Origin of the sequence: Azospirillum sp. B506 (genome assembly GCF_000333595.1) — a bacterium.
Lineage (GTDB): Bacteria > Pseudomonadota > Alphaproteobacteria > Azospirillales > Azospirillaceae > Azospirillum.
The window spans coordinates 1-21,587 of record NZ_BADK01001057.1; the positions used below are offsets into that span (position 1 = coordinate 1).

A 21,587-nucleotide genomic window follows, 5' to 3' on the forward strand; every position below is an offset into this window, starting at 1 on the left:
GTCCCAGATCTCGTACTCGTTGTTGTCGTTCCACACCGACACCATGCCGGGGGCGAGCAGCGCCGTCTCGATCCCGTTGCGCCACCAGTCGCGTGCCTTTGCGTTGGTGAAGTCGAGATGGTAACCGAGCCCATCCCAGAACTGCGCCACCGCCGGCTCGCCGGTCTCGCCGTCGCGTACCAGCCCGCCGACCCCGGTCACCTCCGACAGGCGGGGATGGTCGTCGAGCAGGCAGGGCTTCAGGTTGGCGACCGGGTGCAGCCCGGCGGCGTTCAGCCTGGCGAGCGTCGCGGCCGGATCGGGGAACTTGTCTTGGTTCCAGTTGAAGGCGTAGCGCCGCCCGCCGATCATCGTGTAGCCGGAGCCGAAATGGAAACTGTCGCAGGGGATGGCGTGCTCGGCGCAGCGCTCGACGAAGTCGGCGATGCGGGCGTCGGCGTCGGCGGCATCGGCGATGGCCATCGAGGTGGTGGCGAAGCCCAGCGTCCATTTCGGTCCGAAGGCATGGCCGCCGGTCAGGCGCGAGAAGGCGCGCACCACCTCCGGCACCCCCGGCCCGGCGAAGACATAGGCGTCGAGGTCGCCATCGTCCGCACGGTAGGAGCGGAACAGGCCGTGGTAATTGTCGAGGGTGGCGCCCAGGTCGATCTCGGCGGTGGCGAGGTTGTCGTAATAGACGCCGTGCGCTCCCGTCGGCCCGGCGACCATCAGGAAGGGGATCATCTTGTAGAGCGGGTCGCTCAGCTCGGCATCGAAACCGCAGGGATCGACCGCATCGACGCGGAAGCGACGGCCGGTGCGGTCGAGCGGACCGGCCTTGTCGCCCAGCCCGTAATGCCGCTCGTCCCCGCCTCGCTCGACGAAATGCGAGAAGGCGTGGGTCTTGCGCGAGACGAAATAGGCCTGGGTGCGGCGGTCCTGCAGGAAGGCAACCTCCTCCCCCGCCCGGTACCAGGCGATGCCGAAGGGCTCCAGCGTCACGACGGCGCGGAGCTTGGCCCCCTGCAGCGTGACCGTGCCGTGGCTCTCCTCGACATCGGCGGGCGGGCAGGTGAAGCCGGTCAGGTCGTCGCGGTCCCGCCCGGCATAGGACGGATCGGTGCCGTCGGGCGCCACGGCCCAGCCGCGGTCGAGGCGGTAAGCGCCATCGCGCCGCATCAGGATGCGGCCGACATCATCCTCGACGAAACCGATGCGCAAATCGACGCCATGGTCGAGTTCGAACAGGGCATAGATGCCGTCGCGCCCGCGGAAACGGGCTCGGGTCAGGGCCTTCATGAAGGACTCCGGGCGAGAATGGGGTCGGGACGGCAGGCAAGGCCTGTGGCGTCGAAACGGTGGAGATGGTCGCGGCGCAGGCGCACCGGCAGCAGGTCGCCACGGGTGAGACGGCTTTGGCCGTCGCAGCGGATGGTGAGCGGGAGGCCGTTGGGGCCGCCCGTGTCGGCGGAGGTGTAGAGGAAGGTTTCGCCGCCCAGCTGCTCGACGAGATCGACGCGGACGGTGAGGTCGGCGTCGACCTCGGCGCAGGGTTCGACATGCTCGGGCCGGATGCCGAGCGTTGCCGCCGGGCCGGCCGTCTCCTCCCGAACCAGCTCAGTCGGCAGCAAATTCATCCGCGGCGAGCCGATGAAACCGGCGACGAACAGGTTGGCCGGGCGGTTGTAAAGCTCCAGCGGCGAGCCGATCTGCTCGATCCGCCCGCCGTTCAGCACGACGATGCGGTCGGCCAGCGTCATCGCCTCGACCTGATCGTGGGTGACATAGATCATCGTCCCGCCGATCTCGGCATGCAGGGCGGCCAGCTCCTTGCGCGTTGCCACCCTCAGTTCGGCGTCCAGATTGGACAGCGGCTCGTCGAACAGGAAGATCTTGGGATCGCGCACGATGGCCCGGCCGATGGCGACGCGCTGGCGTTGGCCGCCGGACAGGGCGGCGGGCCTGCGCTGCAGATAGTCGGTCAGCCGCAGCATGCGGGCGGCGCGCTCCACCCGCGACGATATCTCCGCCTTGGCGATGCCCATGTTCTCAAGCGCAAAGCTCATGTTCTGGTGGACGGTCATGTGCGGGTAGAGCGCATAGGACTGGAACACCATCGCCAGCCCGCGGTCCGACGCCGCGGTCTGTGTCACCTCGGCCCCATCGATGCGGATGTCGCCTGCCGTGACCGTCTCCAGCCCGGCGATGACGCGCAGCAGCGTCGATTTCCCGCAGCCCGACGGACCGACGAAGACCACGAACTCGCCGTCGGCGATGCTGAGGTCGATGCCCTTCAGGACGGCGGTGCTGCCATAGTCCTTGCGGATGCCGCGAAGCTCCAGTCCGGCCATTTATTTCATCCCCGTATTCGCGATGCCGCTGGTGATGAAGCGCTGCAGGAAGGCGAAGACGAGCGCCACCGGCAGCAGGGTCACCACGGTCATGGCGAGCAGATAATGCCATTGCGTCTGCAACTCGCCCTGGAAGGCGTTGAGCGCGATGGGCAGCGTGTGGACCTCGGTCTTGGTCAGGACGGCCAGCGGCCACAGGAACTCGTTCCAGCGCCACATGACCGAGAAGATCGCCAGCACCGCCAGCGCCGGCATCGACAGCGGCATGACGATGCGCGCGTAGATGCGCCATTCCGACGCCTTGTCCATCCGCGCCGCCTCGATCAGGTCGCGCGGGATGGTCAGCATATACTGGCGCAGCAGGAAGACGCCGGTCGGGGTGGCGGCACCCGGCAGGATCACCGCCCACAGCGAGTCGACGAAGCCCAGCTTGGTGACCACCAGATAGACCGGCGCCAGGATGATGGTGATGGGAATCATCAGGGTACCGATCACCCCAAGCATTGCCAGCTTCTTGCCGCGGAACTCGTAGACGGAGAGCGCATAGGCGGCCATCGAGTTGATCAGCAGCGTGATGATGGTCGCGACCACCGTCACCACCAGCGAATTGCGCAGGAAGCGCAGGAAATCGAACTGGGTCAGTGGATCGGTGTAGTTCTCGACCGCCAGCGCCATGTGGCGCACCGGCGTCCGGCGGTCGGTCGGCACGCGGATGGTCTGGGAGGGGGTCTTGGGATCGACCATCTGGGCGAGGATGCCGACGCGGCGGACCTGCGCCAGCTCGCGAACGGAACCGTCCTCCATCGTCACCCGGAACAGCGGCAGCGGCTGCGGATAGCCCGGAACCGACACCTCGCTCTGCGCCATCGGCAGCAGAGACGGCGGGAATTCCAGCAGGGCCGCCGGCGTCTTGAAGGACGACAGCGCCAGCCACAGCACCGGCCCGAACATCAGCAGTACGCCGAGCGCCAGATAGGCATAGCTGGCGACATCGGTCCAATGCCAGGAACGGCCGCCACGCCGGGCCAGCAACAGGCGGCGGAGTTTTCCGGTCATGATGCCCTCCGCCGGGTCAGGAAAAGCTGTATCAGGGTCAGGACGAACAGCACGACGCCCAGCAGCACCGACGCAGCGCCGGCCAGCCCGAAATTCTGCACCTGGTTGGCGAAGGCGGTGGTGTAGATGTACTGGACCACCATCATCGTCGCCGTGCCGGGACCGCCGCCGGTCAGCACGAACACCTCGTCGAACACCTGCACCGAGCGGATCAGCACCAGCACCAGCACGACCAGCAGGTTGGGCCAAAGCAGCGGCAGCGTGATGCGATGGAAGACGCGCCAGGGGCGGGTGCCGTCCATCTCGGCGGCTTCGTAGACGTCGCGTGGGATCGCCTGAAGGCCGGCCAGCAGGATCAGCGTGTAGAAGCCCATATGGGCCCACACCGAGACGAACACCGACCAGAACATCGCCCAGCCGGGATCGACGAAGAACAGGATCTTCTCGCCGCCGGCCGTGGTCAGCACCGCGTTGAGCAGACCGTCGCGCTGGAGGATCCATTTCCAGATCAGCGCGACGACGACCGGCGATAGCAGCACCGGGAAGAAATAGACCGCCCGGAAGAAGCCGCGACCGCGGATGGGCCGGTTCAGCACCAGCGCGGTGATCAGCGAGAACAGCACCATCGCCACCATCTGGAAGACGGTGAAGGTCAGCGTGTTTCCCACCCCGCGCCAGAACAGATCCTCCCGGCAGCTCGCGGCCTCCAGATAGGAGCCGCAATCGAGCAGGCGGGCGTAATGCTCCGCCCCGACATAGGGCCGCTCCGCCGGGAACAGCGCCGTCCCGCCCGTCACCGAGAAGACGATGTTGATCCCGATCGGCAGGAAGACGAACAGCCCGAAAAAGACGAGGTTCGGCAGCAGGAAGACATAGGGCATGCGCGCCGCGCCGATCAGCCGCTGCACCGCCCGCATCGGCGGGTCGGTCAGCCGCATCAGGGCGTTGGCGCCGCCCGTGGTCACGGCAGCCGCGGCGGCGGACGGACCGCGCGCGGGCTCACCGTGCGATCTCATGGTATCGGTCATGATCCACCGCCCAAGTTTGGGGCCCAGGTTCGAGGGCCCAGGGTTGGGAGCGAAAGCCGGGAGTTACTGCTTCTTCTTGCGCTCGGCGATCTGCTGGGCGACGTCAGCGCTGATGCGCTGGTAGGCGTCGTCCAGGGTCGTTTCGCCAACCACCACCTGGCCGAGACGGCTGATGGCGGCGTTGAAGACGATGCGGCTGCTGGGATCGCCCTGGATGCGGTAGGCGACGGGATCGAGCTTGCCGACCGCATCGCCGAACACCTTCAGTGCGGCGGCTGCCTGCGGCGACGCCGATTTGTAGGCGATGCCCTTCTTGGCGAGGCCGATGTGGCCCGGCACGAACAATGTGCGTGCGTAAAACTCCGCCGCGACCTCCTCACTGGCGAGATAATCGAGCAGGCGCCCGACTTCGGCCGGATGGCTGCTGGTCTTCAGCGCCACCAGCGCGGCACCACCGGGCATGCCCGAGCAGTTGGCCGGGCCGCAGGGCGTCGGCACGGCGATCCAATCGAAGGCGTCGCCGATGGTCTTGTCGAACTGCGCGGTCTGCCAGGAGCCGGATTCGTAGAAGACGACCTGCGCGTTCTTGAATTCCTCGTTGGCGCCGCGATAGGCGGTACCGGACACGGCGCCCCACAGCTCCTTCGACATCACGCCCGACTTGTGCCAGTCGACGACCAGCTTGGCGGCACGCTTGAATCCGTCATCGACCGGCTTCAGCGCGCCGCCCGCCTCGGCCATCTGCGCCCCTTGCGAGACGGCGAGGCCGAAGAAGCGGTGGCCCGAACGGTCGAAGGCGACCGGGAAGGGCGCCTGCACCTTGTCGGCGACCGCCTTGGCGGCCTTGGCCCAATCCTCCCAGGTCGCGTTGGCACCCGGCATGGCGATGCCCGCCTGTTCGAACAGGGTCTTGTTGACGAAGGGACCGGTCACCGTCAGCTGCGTCATGTAGCCGGGGATCGCCGTGCTGTTGCCCGGCACCCGCATCCACTGCAGGAACGGCCCGTAATTCTGCTCCCAATAGGCGGCATCCTTTACATGGGGGCGGATGTCCATCAGATAGGGAGCCAGACCGCCCATATCGGTGATGCGGGCCAGATCCGGTCCCTGGCCGGAGGCCAACTGCACCGGAAGCGTCTCGTTGATCGCCTTGAACGGCACCTGATCGAGAACGACCTTGACGTCCTTGTTCTTGTCCTCGAAGCGGCGGAGCAGGTCATTCATGACCTCGCCCTCATTGCCGTCGGAATACCACATGATGCGCAACGTGGTCTCAGCCTGGGCACCGGCGGCCCCGAGGATCGACAACGCCAGCGCACAGCCGGCCATCCATGCTGCCTTTTTCATTGCGGTTCCTCCTGTGGGGTCGCTTCCGGACCCTTGTTCGGTCCCGTCGGGACCTGTTTTTCCTGTCAGTGAAGGCAACTCGACGCAGATCCGGATTTCCCGGCGCTGCTCTTCGGTCTTGAACATGGCAAACGTTTGCCTTAACTGTCAACGATAATGTTCGTCATGCAAATGGAGGGGGTCGTGAACGATCAGCGCCGGGAACCGGGACAGACCTCCGGACAGATTTCCCTGGCAGACATCGCCGCGGAGGCGGGGGTATCCGTCTCGACGGTTTCGCGCATCGCCAATGGCGATCTCGGGCGGGCATCGGCGGCAACGGTCGCCAAGGTGCAGCGCCTGATCGCCGAGCGTGGCTATCGCCCCAATCCGGTCGGCCGCAGCCTGCGCGGGGGAGACAGCCGTCTGGTCGCCATGCTGGCGCCCAATCTCGACAACCCGGCCATGGCGGCCATCGCCGCGTCGACGGAGGCGGCCCTGCGTGCCGCCGGCTATGTGATGATCCTGTGCGACACCCACGACCGTCCCGACCTCCAGGACGAGTATCTGCATGCCATGCGGTCGCGGTTCGCCGAGGGGTTCATCCTGGTGAGCGCGGTCGCCAGCCCCGAGCTGGAGGCATCGTTGAACCGGCGTGAGCCGATTGTCTTCGTCAACCGGCGCAATCCCTATGGCGGCGGCCCGTTCATCGGCATCGACAACCGGCAGGCAGGCGCGGATGCGGCCGACCATCTGCTGGCCTGTGGCGTGCAGGCGCCGGCGCTGATCCACCCGACCGACCTCTCCTCGACCATCAAGGAGCGGATCGAGGGCTTCCTCGACCGGATTCAAGAGCGGCGGCCGGGCATGACGGTGCGGCGCTGCGACGGGGCGGGGGCCAACCATCTCGACTGTGGTTATGCCGCGGCACGGCGGCTCGCCGCTGATGGTGGTTGGCCCGACGGCGTTCTCTGCCCCAGCGACCTGATGGCCTACGGCCTGTTCCGCGCGGCCGGCGAGCAGGGCGTGCGCGTTCCGGAGGAGTGCCGCCCCGTCGGCATCGACGACAACGATCTCAACGACTGGATCGCCCCCTGGCTCAGCTCGATCAAGATTCCCTACCGTGACTTCGGCGACGTGGTCGTGGCCAGCCTGCGCGGTCTGCGGGCGGGAAACAGTGTGGGCGAGGTCCTGCTTGCCCACTCGCTGGTTCGCCGCCCGACCGGATCGCCGCCCCTTGGAGACCCGCCGACAGGTCTTTGACAGCTGCGACCGCTAATATGCCGCCCTGCCCGATGTCGGTGGACCCGCTGGTCTGAGGCGCGATCCGGTATCCGGCGGTCGTCGGCTCCCTCGGGCGGCCGGCCTTCTCCACAATCGAGGTGGTATCATGGTTGGGTTCAATGCCGTGGTGAATGGCGATATGGTGTTCGACCGGGCGGTCGAGGTTCTTGGCACGGCCGAGCGGGCCGCGGAGTGGATGGGCTGCAAGGACAGCCAGCTGGGCGTCAAGCCGGACGAGCTGGTCAAGACCGACGACGGCATGGCTCAGGTCCTGCACTGCCTGCGCCGGATCGAACTGGGGCAGCCTGTCTGAAGGAATGACGCGCGCCGGCGGCCCGCTGCGATAAATGGTCGCTGTGGCCGGGTCGGCCGCCGTGCCTGATGCAGGGCAGGGTGGCGGCCGCTGTCCTGTCATAGTGTCTTGAGCAGCGGTTCCCCTGGCGGACGCTTTGGCCGGGACAGTTCTGCCGACGGAGGCTGGTAGCATGCGCATATTGGTCGTGGAGGATACCGAGGATCTCGCCGATGCGATCATCCAGCGGCTGCGCAAGCATGGCTATGCCATCGATTGGGCCGCCGACGGCTATCAGGCGGAGGAACTGCTGGCGGGCGAGGACTATCAGCTGATCATCCTCGACCTGATGCTGCCCGGCCCGGACGGGCAGACGCTGTTGCGGCAGCTGCGCCGCAAGGGCGATCAGACGCCGGTCCTCGTGGTCACCGCCCGTTCGCGCGTTGACACCAAGGTGGATGCGCTCGACCTCGGCGCCGACGATTATGTCGTCAAGCCCTTCGATTTCCGCGAGCTGGAGGCGCGCTGCCGCGCCCTGCTGCGCCGCCATCACGGCCTTGCCGCCTCCGAACAGGTCTTCGGCAATCTGGTCTTCGACACCGCAACCAAGAAGGTGACGATCGAGGCCCAGACGGTCGATCTCAGCGCCCGGGAGTTCCGCCTGCTGGAGCTGTTCCTGTCGAACCTGAACCGGGTGATGGCCAAGGACACGCTGATCGACCGGCTGTGCAGCCTCGACCAGCCGGTGGCGCCCAACGCCATCGAACTCTATGTCTCCCGCCTCCGCCGCAAGCTGGAGCGGGCGTCCGTGGTGATCCGCACCGTGCATGGCCAGGGCTATGTGGCGGAACAGCAAGTTGTCCCCTGACGGCCGGACCACGGGGTCTCTGCAACGGCGGCTGATGGTCCGGCTGGTGGTCGTCCTGGCGCTGGTGGCCGGATGCCTGTTCCTGCTGATCCGCAGCGATTCGCGGAATGCTGCCGACGGTGCCTACGATCAGCTTCTGCTCGCCTCGGCGCTCGCCATCGCCGACGCCGTGCGGGTGGAGGAGGGGGCCGTGGAGGTCGATCTTCCCTACTCCTCGCTCGGCATTCTCTCCATGGCCCGGCGCGACCGCGCCTTCTACAAGGTGCTGGACAGCGATGGCAGCCCGGTCATCGGCTACCAGGATCTCCCCGGCGCCGTGCGGCGCGACGATGCCGCCAGCTTCACCGACACCGTCTATCGCGGGGAGCCGGTGCGCGTCGTCGCCCTGGGGCATCTGATCGTCCAGGCGCGGCGGGCCAACTGGGTGACCATCATCGTCGCCCAGACGCGGGAGGAGCGCGACACGCTGGCGCGCAGCTACTTCATGAACTCCTTCCTGCCGGTGATGCTGATGCTGCTGGTGAGCATCGGGCTGGTGTGGTTCGGCGTGCGGCAGGCGCTGGCGCCGCTGGGGTTCCTGGAGCGGCTGATCCATGCCCGCCGCCCCAACGATTTCAGCGCCATCGAGGTGTCCGCCCCGGCGGAGGTGCGCCAGCTTCTGGGCGCCATCAACACGCTGATGGCACGGCTGCACGGTAATCTGGAATCGACCAAGACCTTCCTGGCCGACATGGCGCACCAGATTCGCACGCCGCTGGCGGCCCTGCGTTCGCAGGCGGAACTGGCGATGGAGGAGAGCGATCCCGCCCGGCTCCAGCGCATCGTCGGCCGCGTCCACCGCAACGCCGTCGAGGCGAGCGAGCTGACCACCCAACTGCTCAGCCATGCCATGGTCGTCCATCGCAGCGAGGCGCTGCATCCCGACTTCGTCGACCTGACGCTGCTGGCCCGGCAGGTGGTGCAGCGCGCCGCCGCCATCGCCGAGGACACCACATTGCGTGTCGAGCAGGAGGGCGAGGACGACATCGCCGTCTGCGGCGACGGCGTCATCCTGCGCGAGGCGCTGGTCAACCTCGTCGACAACGCCATCAAATATGGCGGCGACGCCGGCGCGGTGGAGGTCCGGCTGCGGCCGGCCAACGGCGAGCGCGGTCCGCTGATCGAGGTCGCCGACCGCGGCCCCGGCGTTGCCGACGAGGAAAAGCCCAAGGTGCTGAGCCGCTTCGGCCGCGGCAGCTCCGCCGTCGGCACGGTGGGCAGCGGGCTGGGGCTTGCCATCGTCGCCGCGGTCGCCGACGGGCATGGCGCCGACTTCTCCTTGAACGACCGTCCCGGCGGCGGGCTGATCGCCCGGATGGTCTTTCCGCTCGACCACCGCTGCCATGCCTGCCGGACCGGCGAGGGGGCGGACAGCAGGGCCGGGCATGGCGGGGCAGGGCAGGGGGACAAGGGAGACGCGGCGAGGAAGGCCGAACGCGGCTGGCTGCCGGCCCTGCTTCTGGTCGTCCCGCTGCTGCTGTGGCCGGAGGACGGGCAGGCCAGGCGCTTTCTCTACGCGGCGCCGCGCGAGGCGACCGCGACTCTCGTCATCGCCTCCACCACCGACCGGCCGGTGATGGAGGGGCTGATCCAGGATTTCCAGCACCGCAACCCCACCATCGCCATCCAGTATGACGAGCTGACGGCGGTCGAGCTTTACGACGGCATTGCCCATCCCGGCGAGCGGCTGCCCGATCTGGTCATCAGCTCCTCGGCCGACCTGCAGGTGAAGCTGGTCAATGACGGCTACATGCAGCGCCATGTGTCGCCGGCCACGGCGACGCTGCCGCGCTGGGCCAACTGGCGCGACGAGGCGTTCAGCTTCGCCCAGGAACCGGCGGTCATCGTCTACAACCGCGACCGGGTGCCGGAGGCCGACGTGCCGCGCACCCGCGACGACCTGATCCGCCTGATCCACGAGAAGGATGTCTATGACGGGCGCATCGTCACTTACGACATCGCCCAGAGCGGCATCGGCTATCTGCTCGCCACCCAGGATTCGGTGCTGAACAGCCAGTTCTGGCAATTGGTGGACGCGATGGCCGACCGCCACATGGAGCAGCATTGCTGCACCGGCGAGATGCTGGACCAGATCGAGCGGGGTGAGCGGCTGATCGGCTACAATCTGCTTGGGTCCTACGCGCGGGCGCGGCAGCTTGCGGGGGCGCCCATCGGCATCGTGCTGCCCAGCGACTACACGCTGGTCACCTCGCGCGTCGCCTCCATTCCCAAGGGGGCGGCGCTCGCCGGCCTCGGTGGCCTGTTCATCGACTATCTGCTGTCGGAGGAGGGGCAGACGCAGATCGCCAACAGGACGCCCCTCTACGCCATCTCGCCGACGGTGGAGGGTCCCTTCTCGGCGGCGCATCTGCTGGCCGAGCTGAACGGGCCGCTCCAACACACCACGCTCAACCCCGGACTTCTCGTCTTTCTCGACGACAGCAAGCGCGCCCGCTTCCTGCGACAATGGCGCATGATGACCAACCGCTACTGACAGGCTTCTGACAGATCCGGCGCCTATAACCCCAAGACTTCGTCAAAAAGCGGACAAGCAAGCCGCAGAAATGCCGCCTCCGGCATCGACATGCGTCCGCGAGACAATCAATATTGGGGAATGCCATGTCGGGCGATCTGAAGGAGCGCGCACTCGAATACCACCGCGGCGGCAAGCCGGGCAAACTGGCGATCGTGCCCACCAAGCCGATGATGACGCAGCGCGATCTGGCGCTGGCCTATTCGCCGGGTGTCGCCTTCGCCTGCACCGACATCGTCGCCGATCCCGCCAACGCGGCTGAGGTGACGGCGCGCGGCAATCTGGTGGCGGTGATCTCCAACGGCACCGCGGTGCTCGGGCTGGGCGACATCGGCCCGCTGGCCTCCAAGCCGGTGATGGAGGGCAAGGCCGTCCTGTTCAAGAAATTCGCCGACATCGACGTCTTCGACATCGAGGTGGACGAGAAGGACGTCGATGCGCTGGTCGACACCATCGCCCGGCTGGAGCCGACCTTTGGCGCCATCAACCTTGAGGACATCGGCGCCCCCGCCTGTTTCGAGGTCGAGCGCCGGCTGAAGGAGCGGATGAAGATCCCGGTCTTCCACGACGACCAGCATGGCACCGCCATCGTCGTCGCGGCGGCCGTCTACAACGCTCTGCAGGTGGTCGGCAAGCGCTTCGAGGATGTGCGCATCGTCTCCACCGGGGGTGGTGCCGCCGGCATCGCCTGCCTCGACCTGCTGGTCGGCATGGGGGTGAAGCGTGCCAACATCGTGCTGGTCGACCGCGAGGGCGTGGTCTATCAGGGCCGCAATGCCGGCATGAATCCCTACAAGGACCGTTACGCCACCGCCGGCGCCGTGCGCAGCCTGGGCGAGGCGATGGTCGGCGCCGACATCTTCCTCGGCCTGTCCGGTCCGGGCGTGCTGACCGGCGCGATGGTCAAGACGATGGCGGCCAAGCCGTTGATCCTGGCGCTGGCCAACCCCGATCCGGAGATCACGCCGGAGGAGGCGCGCGCCGCCCGTCCGGACGCCATCATCGCCACCGGACGCTCCGACTATCCCAATCAGGTCAACAATGTCCTGTGCTTCCCCTTCATCTTCCGCGGCGCGCTGGATGTCGGGGCGACCACCATCAACGAGGCGATGAAGATCGCCTGCGTCAAGGCCATCGCCGACATGGCGCGGATCGAGGCCTCCGACGTGGTGGCCGCCGCCTACACCGGGGAGCAGCTGCGCTTCGGTCCTGACTACATCCTGCCCAAGCCCTTCGACCCGCGCCTGATCGTCGATGTCGCCTCCGCTGTCGCCCAGGCGGCGATGGAAAGCGGCGTCGCCACCCGGCCGATTGCCGACCTGCGCGCCTACCGCGAGCGGCTGGGCCAGTATGTCTTCCGCTCCGGCCTCGTCATGAAGCCGGTCTTCCACAAGGCGGCCCAGGCGCCCAAGCGCGTCGTCTATGCCGAGGGCGAGGACGAGCGCGTGCTGCGCGCCGCCCAGGTGGCGGTGGACGAGGGCATCGCCCGGCCGATCCTGCTCGGCCGTGACGAGGTGGTGGCGCGGCGGATCGAACAGCTCGGGCTGCGGCTGGTCCCCGGCCGCGACGTCACGGTGGTCGATCCGGTGCGCGACCCGCGCTGTCATGAGTATGCCGACGTCTACCGGCAGGCGATGGGCCGGCGCGGCGTGTCGCCGAATTTCGCCGCCACCATGGTGCGGGCCGACGCCACCGTCTTCGCCAGCCTGATGGTGCGGCGCGGGGCGGCCGACGCCATGGTCTGCGGCACCGCCGGGCGCTATGCCGAGCATCACCGCCACATCCGCGACCTGCTGGGCCGCCGCGGCGATGCGCCGGTCTCCGCCGCGATGACGCTGCTGATCCTGGGCAAGGGCACCTATTTCCTGACCGACACCCATGTCAACCCCGACCCGAGTGCCGAGGAGATCGCCGAGATCGCCGTGCTGGCGGCGGAAAAGGTCCGTCATTTCGGCATCGAGCCGAAGGTGGCGCTGCTGTCGCACTCCAACTTCGGCAGTTCGGACTCGCCGTCGGCGCTGAAGATGCGGGCAGCCTGCGAGCTGCTGCGCCGGCGGGCGCCCGAGCTGGAGGCGGATGGCGAGATGCAGGCGGGGGCCGCCCTGTGCGAGGCGGTGCGCGATGCGGCCCTGCCCAACGGCCGGCTGCGCGGGCAGGCCAACCTGCTGGTGATGCCGACGCTGGACGCCGCCAACATCGCGTTGGAGATGCTGAAGGTGCTGAGCGACGGCCTGTCGGTCGGTCCGATCCTGCTGGGCGTCAGCGCCCCGGCGCACATCGTGACGCCGGAGATCACCACCCGCGGCCTCGTCAACGTCACCGCGCTGGCCGTCGTCGATGCCCAGATCGACACCAGCCCGATTCCGTTGCGGCAGGCGGCCGAATAAGGGGTGGTGGAGTCGCGGATCGGCGTTGCCGCCGGTCCGCGAGACCGCGACAAAATGGACCATGAGGGGAACCGGGCCTGACAGCGATTTGACAGAAGTCCGGTCCACACTGGTTCCCATCGGACGCCCGCAAGGCGTCGTTACCCGGCGCGGGGGAAGGGAGTGCCCGACCCGCAAAACACCGCGACCACCCTGTCGGAAGCTCCAGAAGGAGCATGAATCCGTGACTGACGAATTTGACTTCTACGCCGTCGAACCGGCGACCAGCGCCAGGGAGCGCCGGGAAATCAGAGCGCTCTTGGGCAGCTGCGGGCTGGATTACGAGGAGCACATCCAGGTCTTCGTGGTCTGCCGCGCCGCCGGGCGGCTGGTGGCCTGCGCCGGGCTGGAGAGCAACATCGTCAAATGCTGCGCCATCGATCCGGAGCTGCGCGGCGGGTCCTTGAGCCTGACGCTGCTGAGTGAGATCGTCCATCTCGCCTATGAGCGCGGCCATTCGCACCTGTTCCTCTACACCCGGCCGGAAAACGTCTCCTTCTTCCAGGGCTGCGGCTTCTATGCGCTGGCCGAGGTGCCGGGCTACGTCACGCTGATGGAGAACACGCCGGTCGGCATCCGCTCCTACTGCGACCGGCTGCGCGCCCTGCGTCCGCAGGGCCTGCCACCGGATGCGAAGATCGGCGGCATCGTCATCAACGCCAACCCCTTCACGCTGGGCCACCAGTATCTGGTGAAGCTGGCGGCGGCGCGGTGCGATTGGCTGCACCTGTTCGTGGTCAGCGAGGATGTCTCCTTCGTCTCCTACCGCGACCGCTACGCGCTGGTCGAGGAGGGGGTGCGCGGGATCGAGCGGCTGACCCTGCATCACGGCTCGCAATACATGGTCTCGCGCGCCACCTTTCCCGACTATTTCTTCAAGGAGAAGGGGGTGGTCGGCGACTGCTGCACGGCGATCGACCTGCTGCTGTTCCGCAACCACATCGCGCCTGCGCTCGGCATCACCCACCGCTTCGTCGGCACCGAGCCCTTCTGCGAAACCACGCGCAAATACAACGCCGACATGAAGTTCTGGCTCCAAGGGGCCGGCAGCACGGCCCCGGCGGTGACGGTGATCGAGGAGGCGCGCACCCGCGCGGGCGGCACGCCGATCTCGGCGTCGGAGGTGCGGCGCCTTCTGCGCAGCCGCGACCTCGACCGCATCCGCGCCCTGGTGCCGGCGCCGACCTTCGAGCTGCTGCGCGAGAAATACCTGTCGAAAATCCTGCCGTTCGCCCCGGACCCGCTGGGTCATGGCGGCGAGTCCGACGCGCTGCCGCGCCGGGCCGTGGCGGCCGGCATCTGAACCGGCCCGGCGGTGCGCGTTGCGTCCGCCGCCGGGCCTTCTGGAGTGGGACCGATGAAGATCGTGAAGGAGGCCCTGGCGGGCACGCTCGAATCGAGCGACCTGCTGGTCAAGGTATCGCCCGGACCGGGCACCGGGCTGGAAGTCGTCATCAGCAGCGAGGTCATGCAGCAGTTCGGCCTGCAGATCGACCATGTCGTGCGCGACACGCTCGCCCGGCTCGGCGTTACCGCCGGGCTGGTGGTGGTCGAGGACAAGGGCGCGCTCGACTGCGCGATCCGCGCCCGCGTCCAGACCGCGGTGATGCGCGGGGCCGAGGCCCAAACCATCGACTGGAGTGCGCTGTCATGAAGCTCCGCCGCAGCATGCTTTTCCTGCCCGGCGCCAACGCCGCCATGCTCAGCACGGCGTTCGTCTACAAACCCGACTCGATCATGTTCGACCTGGAGGATGCGGTCTCGCTGCGCGAGAAGGATTCCGCCCGCATCCTGGTCTTCAACGCCCTGCAACTGCCGGTCTATCGCGAGATCGAGACGGTGGTGCGCATCAACCCGCTCAACACCCCCTTCGGTCATCTCGACCTGGAGGCGGCGGTGCGGGCCGGCGTCGATGTCGTCCGCCTGCCCAAGACCGACAGCGCCGAGGATGTCGAGGTGCTGGAACGCGAGGTCGAGCGCATCGAGCGTGCCTGCGGCCGCGAGATCGGCTCGACCAAGCTGATGGCCGCCATCGAAAGCGCCAGCGGCGTCATCAACGCGCTCGCCATCGCCAAGGCGTCGCCGCGGCTGATCGGCATCGCGCTGGCCGGCTTCGACTATGTGATGGACATGCAGACAGAACGCGGCGACGGCACCGAGCTGTTCTATGCCCGCTGCGCCGTGCTGCACGCCGCCCGCGCCGCCAAGATCGACGCCTTCGACGTGGTGTGGTCCGACCTGAACGACGAGGCCGGCTTCCTCAAGGAGGTCGACCTGATCAAGCGGCTTGGCTTCAACGGCAAGTCGCTGATCAACCCGCGCCAGATCGAGCTTCTGCACAACGCCTACGCCCCGACCGAGGAAGAGGTCGAGTATGCCGGCCGCGTCGTCACCGCCGCGGCGGAGGGCGAGCGCAAGGGGCTCGGCGTCGTTTCGCTGAACGGAAAGATGATCGACGGTCCCGTCATCGACCACGCGCGCCGGGTGCTGCAGCGGGCCGAGGCCTCGGGAACCCGCAAGTGAACTGGAGTGCTGTGCCGTGACCGACCTCGCTTTCGACCTGCTGGACCGGCTGCCCCGCTTTGACGGGTTCGCCAAGCAGACCCCCTACCTGAAGGACCCGGAGCTGAAGCGCTCCCGCAAGATCTGCCCGTCGCTGGAGGACGCCATCCGGCGCTCCGGCCTGAAGGACGGGATGACCATCTCCTTCCATCACGCCTTCCGTGAAGGCGACAAGACGATCAACACCGTGGTCGATCTGCTGGCCCGCATGGGCTTCAAGGATCTGACCCTGGCGCCGTCGTCGCTGCTCAGCTGCAACGCGCCGCTGATCGAGCATATCCGTAACGGCGTCATCAGCCGCATCTACACCTCCGGCATGCGCGGCAAGCTGGCCGAGGCGATCAGCCACGGGCTGATGGCGCATCCGGTCAACATCCACTCGCACGGCGGGCGGGTGAAGCTGATCCAGGACGGCGAGCTGAAGATCGACGTCGCCTTCCTCGGCGTCTCGACCGCCGACTGTTTCGGCAATGCCAACGGGATCAGCGGCCGCTCGCGCTGCGGCTCGCTCGGCTATGCCAAGGTGGACGCCCGCCATGCCGGCACGGTGATCCTGCTGGCCGAGGAGATCGTGCCCTTCCCCAACGCGCCCGCCAGCCTCTCGCAGGACGAGGTCGATTATGTGGTGAAGGTTGAGCAGATCGGCGACCCGTCCAAGATCAGCGTCGGCGCCGCCCGCATCACCACCAACCCGCGCGAGCTGCTGATCGCCCGGCTGTCGGCCGAGGTGATGGTGCATTCCGGCTATTTCGAGCAGGGCTTCTCGATGCAGACCGGCTCGGGCGCGTCGGCGACGGCGACGACGCGCTTCCTCGAAGGCTACATGCGCAAGAAGGGGATCACCGCCAGCTTCGCGCTGGGTGGCATCACCGGCGGCATCGTCGACCTGCACAAGAAGGGCCTGATCGAGCGGGTGATCGACACCCAGAGCTTCGACGGCGACGCGGCGGAATCGCTGCGCACCTCGCCCAACCACATCGAGATCTCGACCAACGAATATGCCAATGCCGGCTCCAAGGGCGCCTATGTCGACCAGATGGATCTGGTGATCCTGAGCGCCCTGGAGATCGACGTCGATTTCAACGTCAACGTCATCACCGGGTCCGACGGGGTGATGCGCGGGGCGTCGGGCGGCCATTCGGACGTGGCGGCGGCGGCCAACCTGTCCATCGTGGTGGCGCCGCTGATCCGCAGCCGCATCCCCACGGTGGTGCGCCGCTGCACCACGGTGGTAACGCCGGGCGAATGCATAGGCGTGCTGGTGACCGACCATGGCATCGCCGTCAACCCGCGCCGGCCGGAGATCGCCCAGCGGCTGAAGGCCGCCGGCCTGCCGGTGATGACCATCGAGGAGCTGCAGCAGCGCGCCGAATCCCTGACCGGCGAGCCGCGCCCCATCGAGTTCCTCGACAAGGTGGTCGGGATCGTCCGCTACCGCGATGGCAGCGTGATCGACATCGTCCGCCAGGTGAAGGGCTGACGATCATGGACGGGGCGGCCATCGACGGTGCCGTTGTCTCCCTCGCCGGGATGCTGGAGGCGCGCGACCGCCGCGTCGCCCGCCAGCAGGCGCTGTTCGCCCGCCACCGGTTGCCGGTGCTGTCGGTGACGCTGGTGGTGCCGGGGCCGGTCAAGGTGACGGAGACCAGCCGCTTCGTGATGGAGACGGCGACCGGCGAGCTGGAGCGGCTGTTCCGCCGCACCGGCTGGCCGGTGGAAGCGCATCTGCCGGTGAATGAGCCGACCGGCCTGGAGGCGCTCTACGCCGTCGATACCGAGGCGCGGGTCCTGAAATGGGCCGCCGCCGCCCTGGAGGACGACCATCCGCTGGGCCGGCTGTGGGATTTGGACGTGCTGTGTCCGATGCAGGGCGGCCTGTCGCGCAGCGCGCTGGGGCTGGCGCCCCGGCGGTGCCTGGTCTGCGGGGAGCCGGCCCATGCCTGCGCCCGCTCCCGCCGCCATCCGCTGGACGAGCTTCTGGCGGCGATCGAGGAGAGGGTGAATGCGTTTCGCACCCGTTGAAGGCAGGGCCGGGGAGGACTGGGCCGGGGAGGACAGGATCGGAACTGCCGGGCTGCCGTTCGCGGTTCCCGGTTCCGGTCTCGGCCGCCATCTGGCCCGTCTGGCCCACCGCTCGCTTCTGCGCGAGGTGTTGCTGACGCCGAAGCCGGGGTTGGTGGACCGCCGCAATTGCGGGTCGCATCGCGACATGGACCTGTCCAGCTTCCTGGCCTCCGCCCGCGCCATCGCCCCGTGGTTCAGCCTGTTCTTCGAGCGTGGGCTGGATGGCTGCGCGGTGCCGGCCGACCTGTTCCTGGCCGGGATCCGTGCCGACGGCATGGCCTGCGAACGCGCGATGCTGCGCGCCACCGGCGGGGTCAACACCCACAAGGGCAGCATCTTCGCCTTCGGCCTGCTGTGCGCCGCCGCCGGCCGGCTGGTCGGGCAGGGGCGGGCGCTGGCGCGCGGGCCGCTGTGCGACGAGGTGGCGGCGATGTGTGCCGGCGTGGTCGAGGAGCTGCGGCGTCCGGGCGAGGCCGGCACGGCGGGGGAGCATCTGTTCCGCCGCCATGGCCTGACCGGGGCGCGCGGCGAGGCGGCGTCCGGCTTCGCCACCGTGCGCAGCCACGCCCTGCCGGCCTTCGAGCGGCTGCGGGCGGCGGGGCCTCGGCTGGCGCTGCATGGGGCGCTGTTGGAACTGCTGGCCTTCAACCCCGACACCAATGTGGTGTCGCGCGGCGGGCTGGCGGGGTTGGCCTTCCTGCAGGACGGGGCGAGGCGGCTGCGCCGCGACGGCGGGGTTGCCGCGCCGGACTATCTGCGCCGGCTGGCCGCCCTGGACGACGAAGCGATCCACCGCAACCTCAGCCCCGGCGGCAGTGCCGACCTGCTGGCGGTGACGTGGTTCCTGGCTCACCTCCCGGCGGCGGCGCCCTGCCGCGCGCCGGGCCTCTGACCGCTGCAGACAAGAAGGGGCGGGGGCTGACGACCGCCGGGGGCCGATGGACTTGGATCACCACATGCGCGAGGTTGATGCGGCCCTGCTGGAGGCGTCGGAACGCTACAGCTTCGTGCTGGTGCCGGGGCTCTACGACAGCGGCCCGGAACATTGGCAGAGCTTCTGGCAGGCCCGCCATCCCTTCTGGCTGCGCATTGCCCAGAGCAACTGGAACATCCCCGACATCGAACGCTGGGTCGGCGCCATCCGCCGCCTGCTCGCCCAGCGGGCGCGGCCAGCCATCCTGGTCGGCCACAGCTTCGGCGCGCTGGCATCCTGCTGCGTCGCCGGCGACCGCGGCCATGACATCGCCGGCCTGATGCTGGTCGCCCCGGCCGAACCGTCGCGCTTCGAGGCGGAGGAGCGGGTGCCTTCGCTGGCGCTGGGCGTGCCCGCCGTGGTGGTGGCGAGCCACAATGACCCGGTGATGCGCTTTCCCCGCGCCGTCCATTGGTCCGGCGTCTGGCAGGCCGATCTCGTCGATCTCGGCGAGGCCGGGCACATCAATGCCGAAGCCGGTTTCGGTCCCTGGCCTTATGGCCTGCAGGTGCTGCGCACGCTGGTTGCCCGCATCGAGTCCCGGTGACTGCAAGTTCGTACAACCTTCGAATTTTTCTCCGCCGCCCCGCGATGACAGGCTTCTGACAGTTCCCAATGCTAGAAAAGATAGTATTGGAATTCGAGAAACAACGAGGCGGGATGTTTCAAGTAAATCGAAGTTGATTTCGTTCAATTTCATTATCGTCAGGGAATAACCCGTAGAAAAATAGATCGCAGCAGTCGATTGGCTGGTGCGGTGACACCCCCTTCTTTTCGGTCATCGGATCGCAGCGCTGCGAAAGCGGCATGGATCGGATGTCCGGAGTCGACCGACCGCAGGATTGGACCCCGGCAGCGTCCCGTCCTTTTCCGACCGCTGCCGGAGAGCAAACAAAACCGAATGTCCGGAGGACACCATGCCCAGTGAAGTCTCTCTCGCCTCCCTTGCACTCGACGAGCCTGGCTCGTCCGCATCGGCCGCGCGCCGCTCCTGGCGCGAGGTCTGGTGGGGGCTGCTCGACCAGCGCATCGGCATCGTTCCGATCCCGGTCTTCGTGGTCCTGCTCGCGGTGTTCGCCGGGGCGGTCGCCACCGGGTCGCTGACCCATGAGATCAACATGATGATCGCCGTGCTGGCGGTCTGCGGCTTCAGCTGCGGCGAGCTGGGCAAGCGTCTTCCGGTGTTCCGCCACATCGGCGCCGCGGCGATCTTCGCCACCTTCATTCCCTCGGCCCTGGCCTATTATCATGTGCTGCCGACGCCGATGCTGAAGGCGGTGGTCGACTTCACCAAATTCACCAACTTCCTCTACCTGTTCATCGCCTGCATCATCGTCGGCAGCGTGCTCAGCATGAACCGCGACGCGCTGGTGAAGGGCTTCTTCAAGATCTTCGTTCCGCTGGCCAGCGGCGCCGTTTCGGCCGCCTGCGTCGGCACGCTGGTCGGCACCCTGCTCGGCCTCGATCCCAAGCACACCTTCTTCTACATCGTCGTTCCGATCATGTCGGGCGGCGTCGGCGAGGGTGCCATCCCGCTGTCGATGGGCTATGCCGAAATCCTCAACGGCAACCAGGGCGAGATCTTCGCGCAGGTCCTGCCGATGGTCATGCTGGGCAGCCTGATGGCGATCCTGATGTCGGGCCTGCTGAACTTCATCGGCAAGCGCATGCCGCACCTGACCGGCAACGGCCAGCTCCAGCCCGGCGGCGCCGACTTCGCCAAGGCGACGGCCAAGAGCAGCGGTCCCGTGGATGCCAACACCGTTGCCGCCGCCGGCCTGTTCGCCGTCACCCTTTACCTGATGGGCGTCATGGCCCAGAAGATCGTCGGCCTTCCGGCCCCGGTGGCGATGCTGTTCATTGCGGTCCTGGTCAAGGTGTTCCAGCTCGCCTCGCCTTCGCTGGAGGCCGGCGCCGGCGTCGTCTACAAGTTCTTCCAGGTCGCCGTCACCTATCCGCTGCTGTTCGCCATGGGTGTGGCGGTGACGCCGTGGGACAAGCTGATGTCCGCCTTCACGGTGTCGAACCTGATCATCATCTTCTGCACGGTGGCGACGCACATGACGATGGGCTTCCTCGTCGGCCGGATGGTGAAGATGTACCCGATTGAAACCGCGATCATCAATTCCTGCAACTGCGGCCAGGGCGGCACCGGCGACGTCGCCATCCTGACGGCAGCCAACCGGATGCAACTGATGCCCTTCGCCCAGGTTGCGACCCGGATCGGCGGCGCCATCACCGTCACCCTGTCGCTGATCGCGATGGCCAAGCTGATGTGATCGGTCCCGCAGACTGTCGATGCGGTTCCACCAGCCCCGCGCCGTCCCGATTGACGGCGCGGGGCTGGTCGCTTGTGGTCCGGCCGAGGCCGCGTGACCGTTTGCACCTTCCGAGCTCATACATAAGCCGATATTGGATACAAAATTTGAAGGAACCGGTGGAAAGGCAGGATGGCGGCCCGTGGGAATTCAAGGAATGTCCATAATAATTTTGTTGGCGAATGATCAGTTGTATACAACAATCAGCATCGCTATACTCCCTCCCTGAGAAAGCCACGGCAGGGCCAGAGTCGCCCGAAGGCGAAGAGGGAGGAGCCGGTGTCCGACGCCAAGCCATTTCCCAAACCGTTTCCAATGAATTCCTGGTATGCCGCCGCCTGGGGACACGAGATCGGGCGCGCACTGACGCCGCGGACGATTTGCGGCAAGGATATCGTGCTGTACCGCCCCAGCACCGGCGAGGTCGCGGCCCTGGAGGATGCCTGCTGGCACGGGCTGCTGCCGCTGTCGCTCGGCCGGCTGGACGG

Annotated in this window: 19 protein-coding genes; 14 read left to right on the forward strand and 5 right to left on the reverse strand. The window is 67.5% G+C overall.

The window, feature by feature from the left end; translation table 11 throughout:
* The 5 genes from I71_RS32500 to I71_RS32520 all read right to left on the reverse strand — a co-directional run.
* Positions 1 to 1,278: TIM-barrel domain-containing protein (locus tag I71_RS32500; RefSeq protein WP_042704064.1), on the reverse strand; the 1,278-nt coding region annotated here is incomplete at its 3' end.
* A complete protein-coding gene (locus I71_RS32505; protein ID WP_042704066.1) occupies positions 1,275 to 2,330 on the reverse strand; it encodes an ABC transporter ATP-binding protein in 1,056 nt (351 codons plus the stop codon). The genes I71_RS32505 and I71_RS32500, both read right to left, overlap by 4 nt.
* Positions 2,331 to 3,386 (reverse strand): carbohydrate ABC transporter permease, encoded by a 1,056-nt coding sequence (locus tag I71_RS32510; RefSeq protein ID WP_042704068.1) that lies wholly within the window; start codon positions 3,384 to 3,386, stop codon positions 2,331 to 2,333. It lies immediately after the preceding gene.
* Complete coding sequence (locus I71_RS32515) at positions 3,383 to 4,414, reverse strand: carbohydrate ABC transporter permease (protein ID WP_199902319.1); 1,032 nt, start codon at positions 4,412 to 4,414, stop codon at positions 3,383 to 3,385. The genes I71_RS32510 and I71_RS32515 overlap by 4 nt, the downstream gene beginning before the upstream one ends.
* Positions 4,415 to 4,477: 63 nt before the next feature.
* The gene (locus I71_RS32520) at positions 4,478 to 5,761 is read right to left on the reverse strand and encodes an ABC transporter substrate-binding protein (RefSeq protein WP_042704069.1); all 1,284 of its coding nucleotides are present in this window, start codon (positions 5,759 to 5,761) and stop codon (positions 4,478 to 4,480) included.
* Positions 5,762 to 5,944: 183 nt separating this feature from the next.
* Between I71_RS32520 and I71_RS32525 the strand changes: the two genes are divergently transcribed.
* The 14 genes from I71_RS32525 to I71_RS37995 form a co-directional block, all read left to right on the forward strand.
* Complete coding sequence (locus tag I71_RS32525) at positions 5,945 to 7,003, forward strand: LacI family DNA-binding transcriptional regulator (protein ID WP_244434196.1); 1,059 nt, start codon at positions 5,945 to 5,947, stop codon at positions 7,001 to 7,003.
* A gap of 127 nt (positions 7,004 to 7,130) precedes the next feature.
* Positions 7,131 to 7,337 (forward strand): antitoxin Xre/MbcA/ParS toxin-binding domain-containing protein, encoded by a 207-nt coding sequence (locus I71_RS32530; protein WP_042704072.1) that lies wholly within the window; start codon positions 7,131 to 7,133, stop codon positions 7,335 to 7,337.
* 172 nt (positions 7,338 to 7,509) lie between these two features.
* Entirely contained in the window at positions 7,510 to 8,184 is a 675-nt protein-coding gene (locus I71_RS32535; protein ID WP_042704074.1) for a response regulator transcription factor, read from the forward strand.
* Positions 8,174 to 10,717, forward strand: a complete 2,544-nt coding sequence (locus I71_RS32540; RefSeq protein WP_083897509.1) for a sensor histidine kinase N-terminal domain-containing protein — start codon at positions 8,174 to 8,176, stop codon at positions 10,715 to 10,717. Before I71_RS32535 ends, I71_RS32540 begins: the two co-directional genes overlap by 11 nt.
* A 125-nt stretch (positions 10,718 to 10,842) precedes the next feature.
* Entirely contained in the window at positions 10,843 to 13,143 is a 2,301-nt protein-coding gene (locus I71_RS32545) for an NADP-dependent malic enzyme (protein WP_042704078.1), read from the forward strand.
* A 223-nt stretch (positions 13,144 to 13,366) separates the two neighbouring features.
* The gene (citC, locus tag I71_RS32550) at positions 13,367 to 14,485 is read left to right on the forward strand and encodes a [citrate (pro-3S)-lyase] ligase (protein ID WP_042704080.1); all 1,119 of its coding nucleotides are present in this window, start codon (positions 13,367 to 13,369) and stop codon (positions 14,483 to 14,485) included.
* A 54-nt stretch (positions 14,486 to 14,539) separates the two neighbouring features.
* Complete coding sequence (gene citD, locus I71_RS32555; protein ID WP_042704082.1) at positions 14,540 to 14,836, forward strand: citrate lyase acyl carrier protein; 297 nt, start codon at positions 14,540 to 14,542, stop codon at positions 14,834 to 14,836.
* Positions 14,833 to 15,705, forward strand: coding sequence for a citrate (pro-3S)-lyase subunit beta (gene citE, locus I71_RS32560; RefSeq protein WP_042704083.1), 873 nt, complete (start codon positions 14,833 to 14,835; stop codon positions 15,703 to 15,705). The genes citD and citE overlap by 4 nt, the downstream gene beginning before the upstream one ends.
* A 16-nt stretch (positions 15,706 to 15,721) precedes the next feature.
* A complete protein-coding gene (citF, locus tag I71_RS32565) occupies positions 15,722 to 17,224 on the forward strand; it encodes a citrate lyase subunit alpha (protein WP_148294436.1) in 1,503 nt (500 codons plus the stop codon).
* A gap of 5 nt (positions 17,225 to 17,229) precedes the next feature.
* Positions 17,230 to 17,766, forward strand: a complete 537-nt coding sequence (gene citX / locus I71_RS32570) for a citrate lyase holo-[acyl-carrier protein] synthase (RefSeq protein ID WP_042704085.1) — start codon at positions 17,230 to 17,232, stop codon at positions 17,764 to 17,766.
* The gene (gene citG / locus I71_RS32575) at positions 17,747 to 18,700 is read left to right on the forward strand and encodes a triphosphoribosyl-dephospho-CoA synthase CitG (RefSeq protein ID WP_083897510.1); all 954 of its coding nucleotides are present in this window, start codon (positions 17,747 to 17,749) and stop codon (positions 18,698 to 18,700) included. The genes citX and citG overlap by 20 nt, the downstream gene beginning before the upstream one ends.
* Before the next feature lie 64 nt (positions 18,701 to 18,764).
* Positions 18,765 to 19,328, forward strand: coding sequence for an alpha/beta hydrolase (locus I71_RS32580; RefSeq protein ID WP_244434197.1), 564 nt, complete (start codon positions 18,765 to 18,767; stop codon positions 19,326 to 19,328).
* Between the two features lie 370 nt (positions 19,329 to 19,698).
* Positions 19,699 to 21,060 carry a 2-hydroxycarboxylate transporter family protein gene (locus tag I71_RS32585; protein ID WP_042704089.1) on the forward strand — a complete coding sequence of 454 codons (1,362 nt, stop codon included), beginning with the start codon at positions 19,699 to 19,701 and terminating at the stop codon, positions 21,058 to 21,060.
* A 318-nt stretch (positions 21,061 to 21,378) separates the two neighbouring features.
* Positions 21,379 to 21,587, forward strand: a 209-nt coding sequence (locus I71_RS37995; protein ID WP_244434198.1) for a Rieske 2Fe-2S domain-containing protein, incomplete at its 3' end; no start/stop codon positions are given.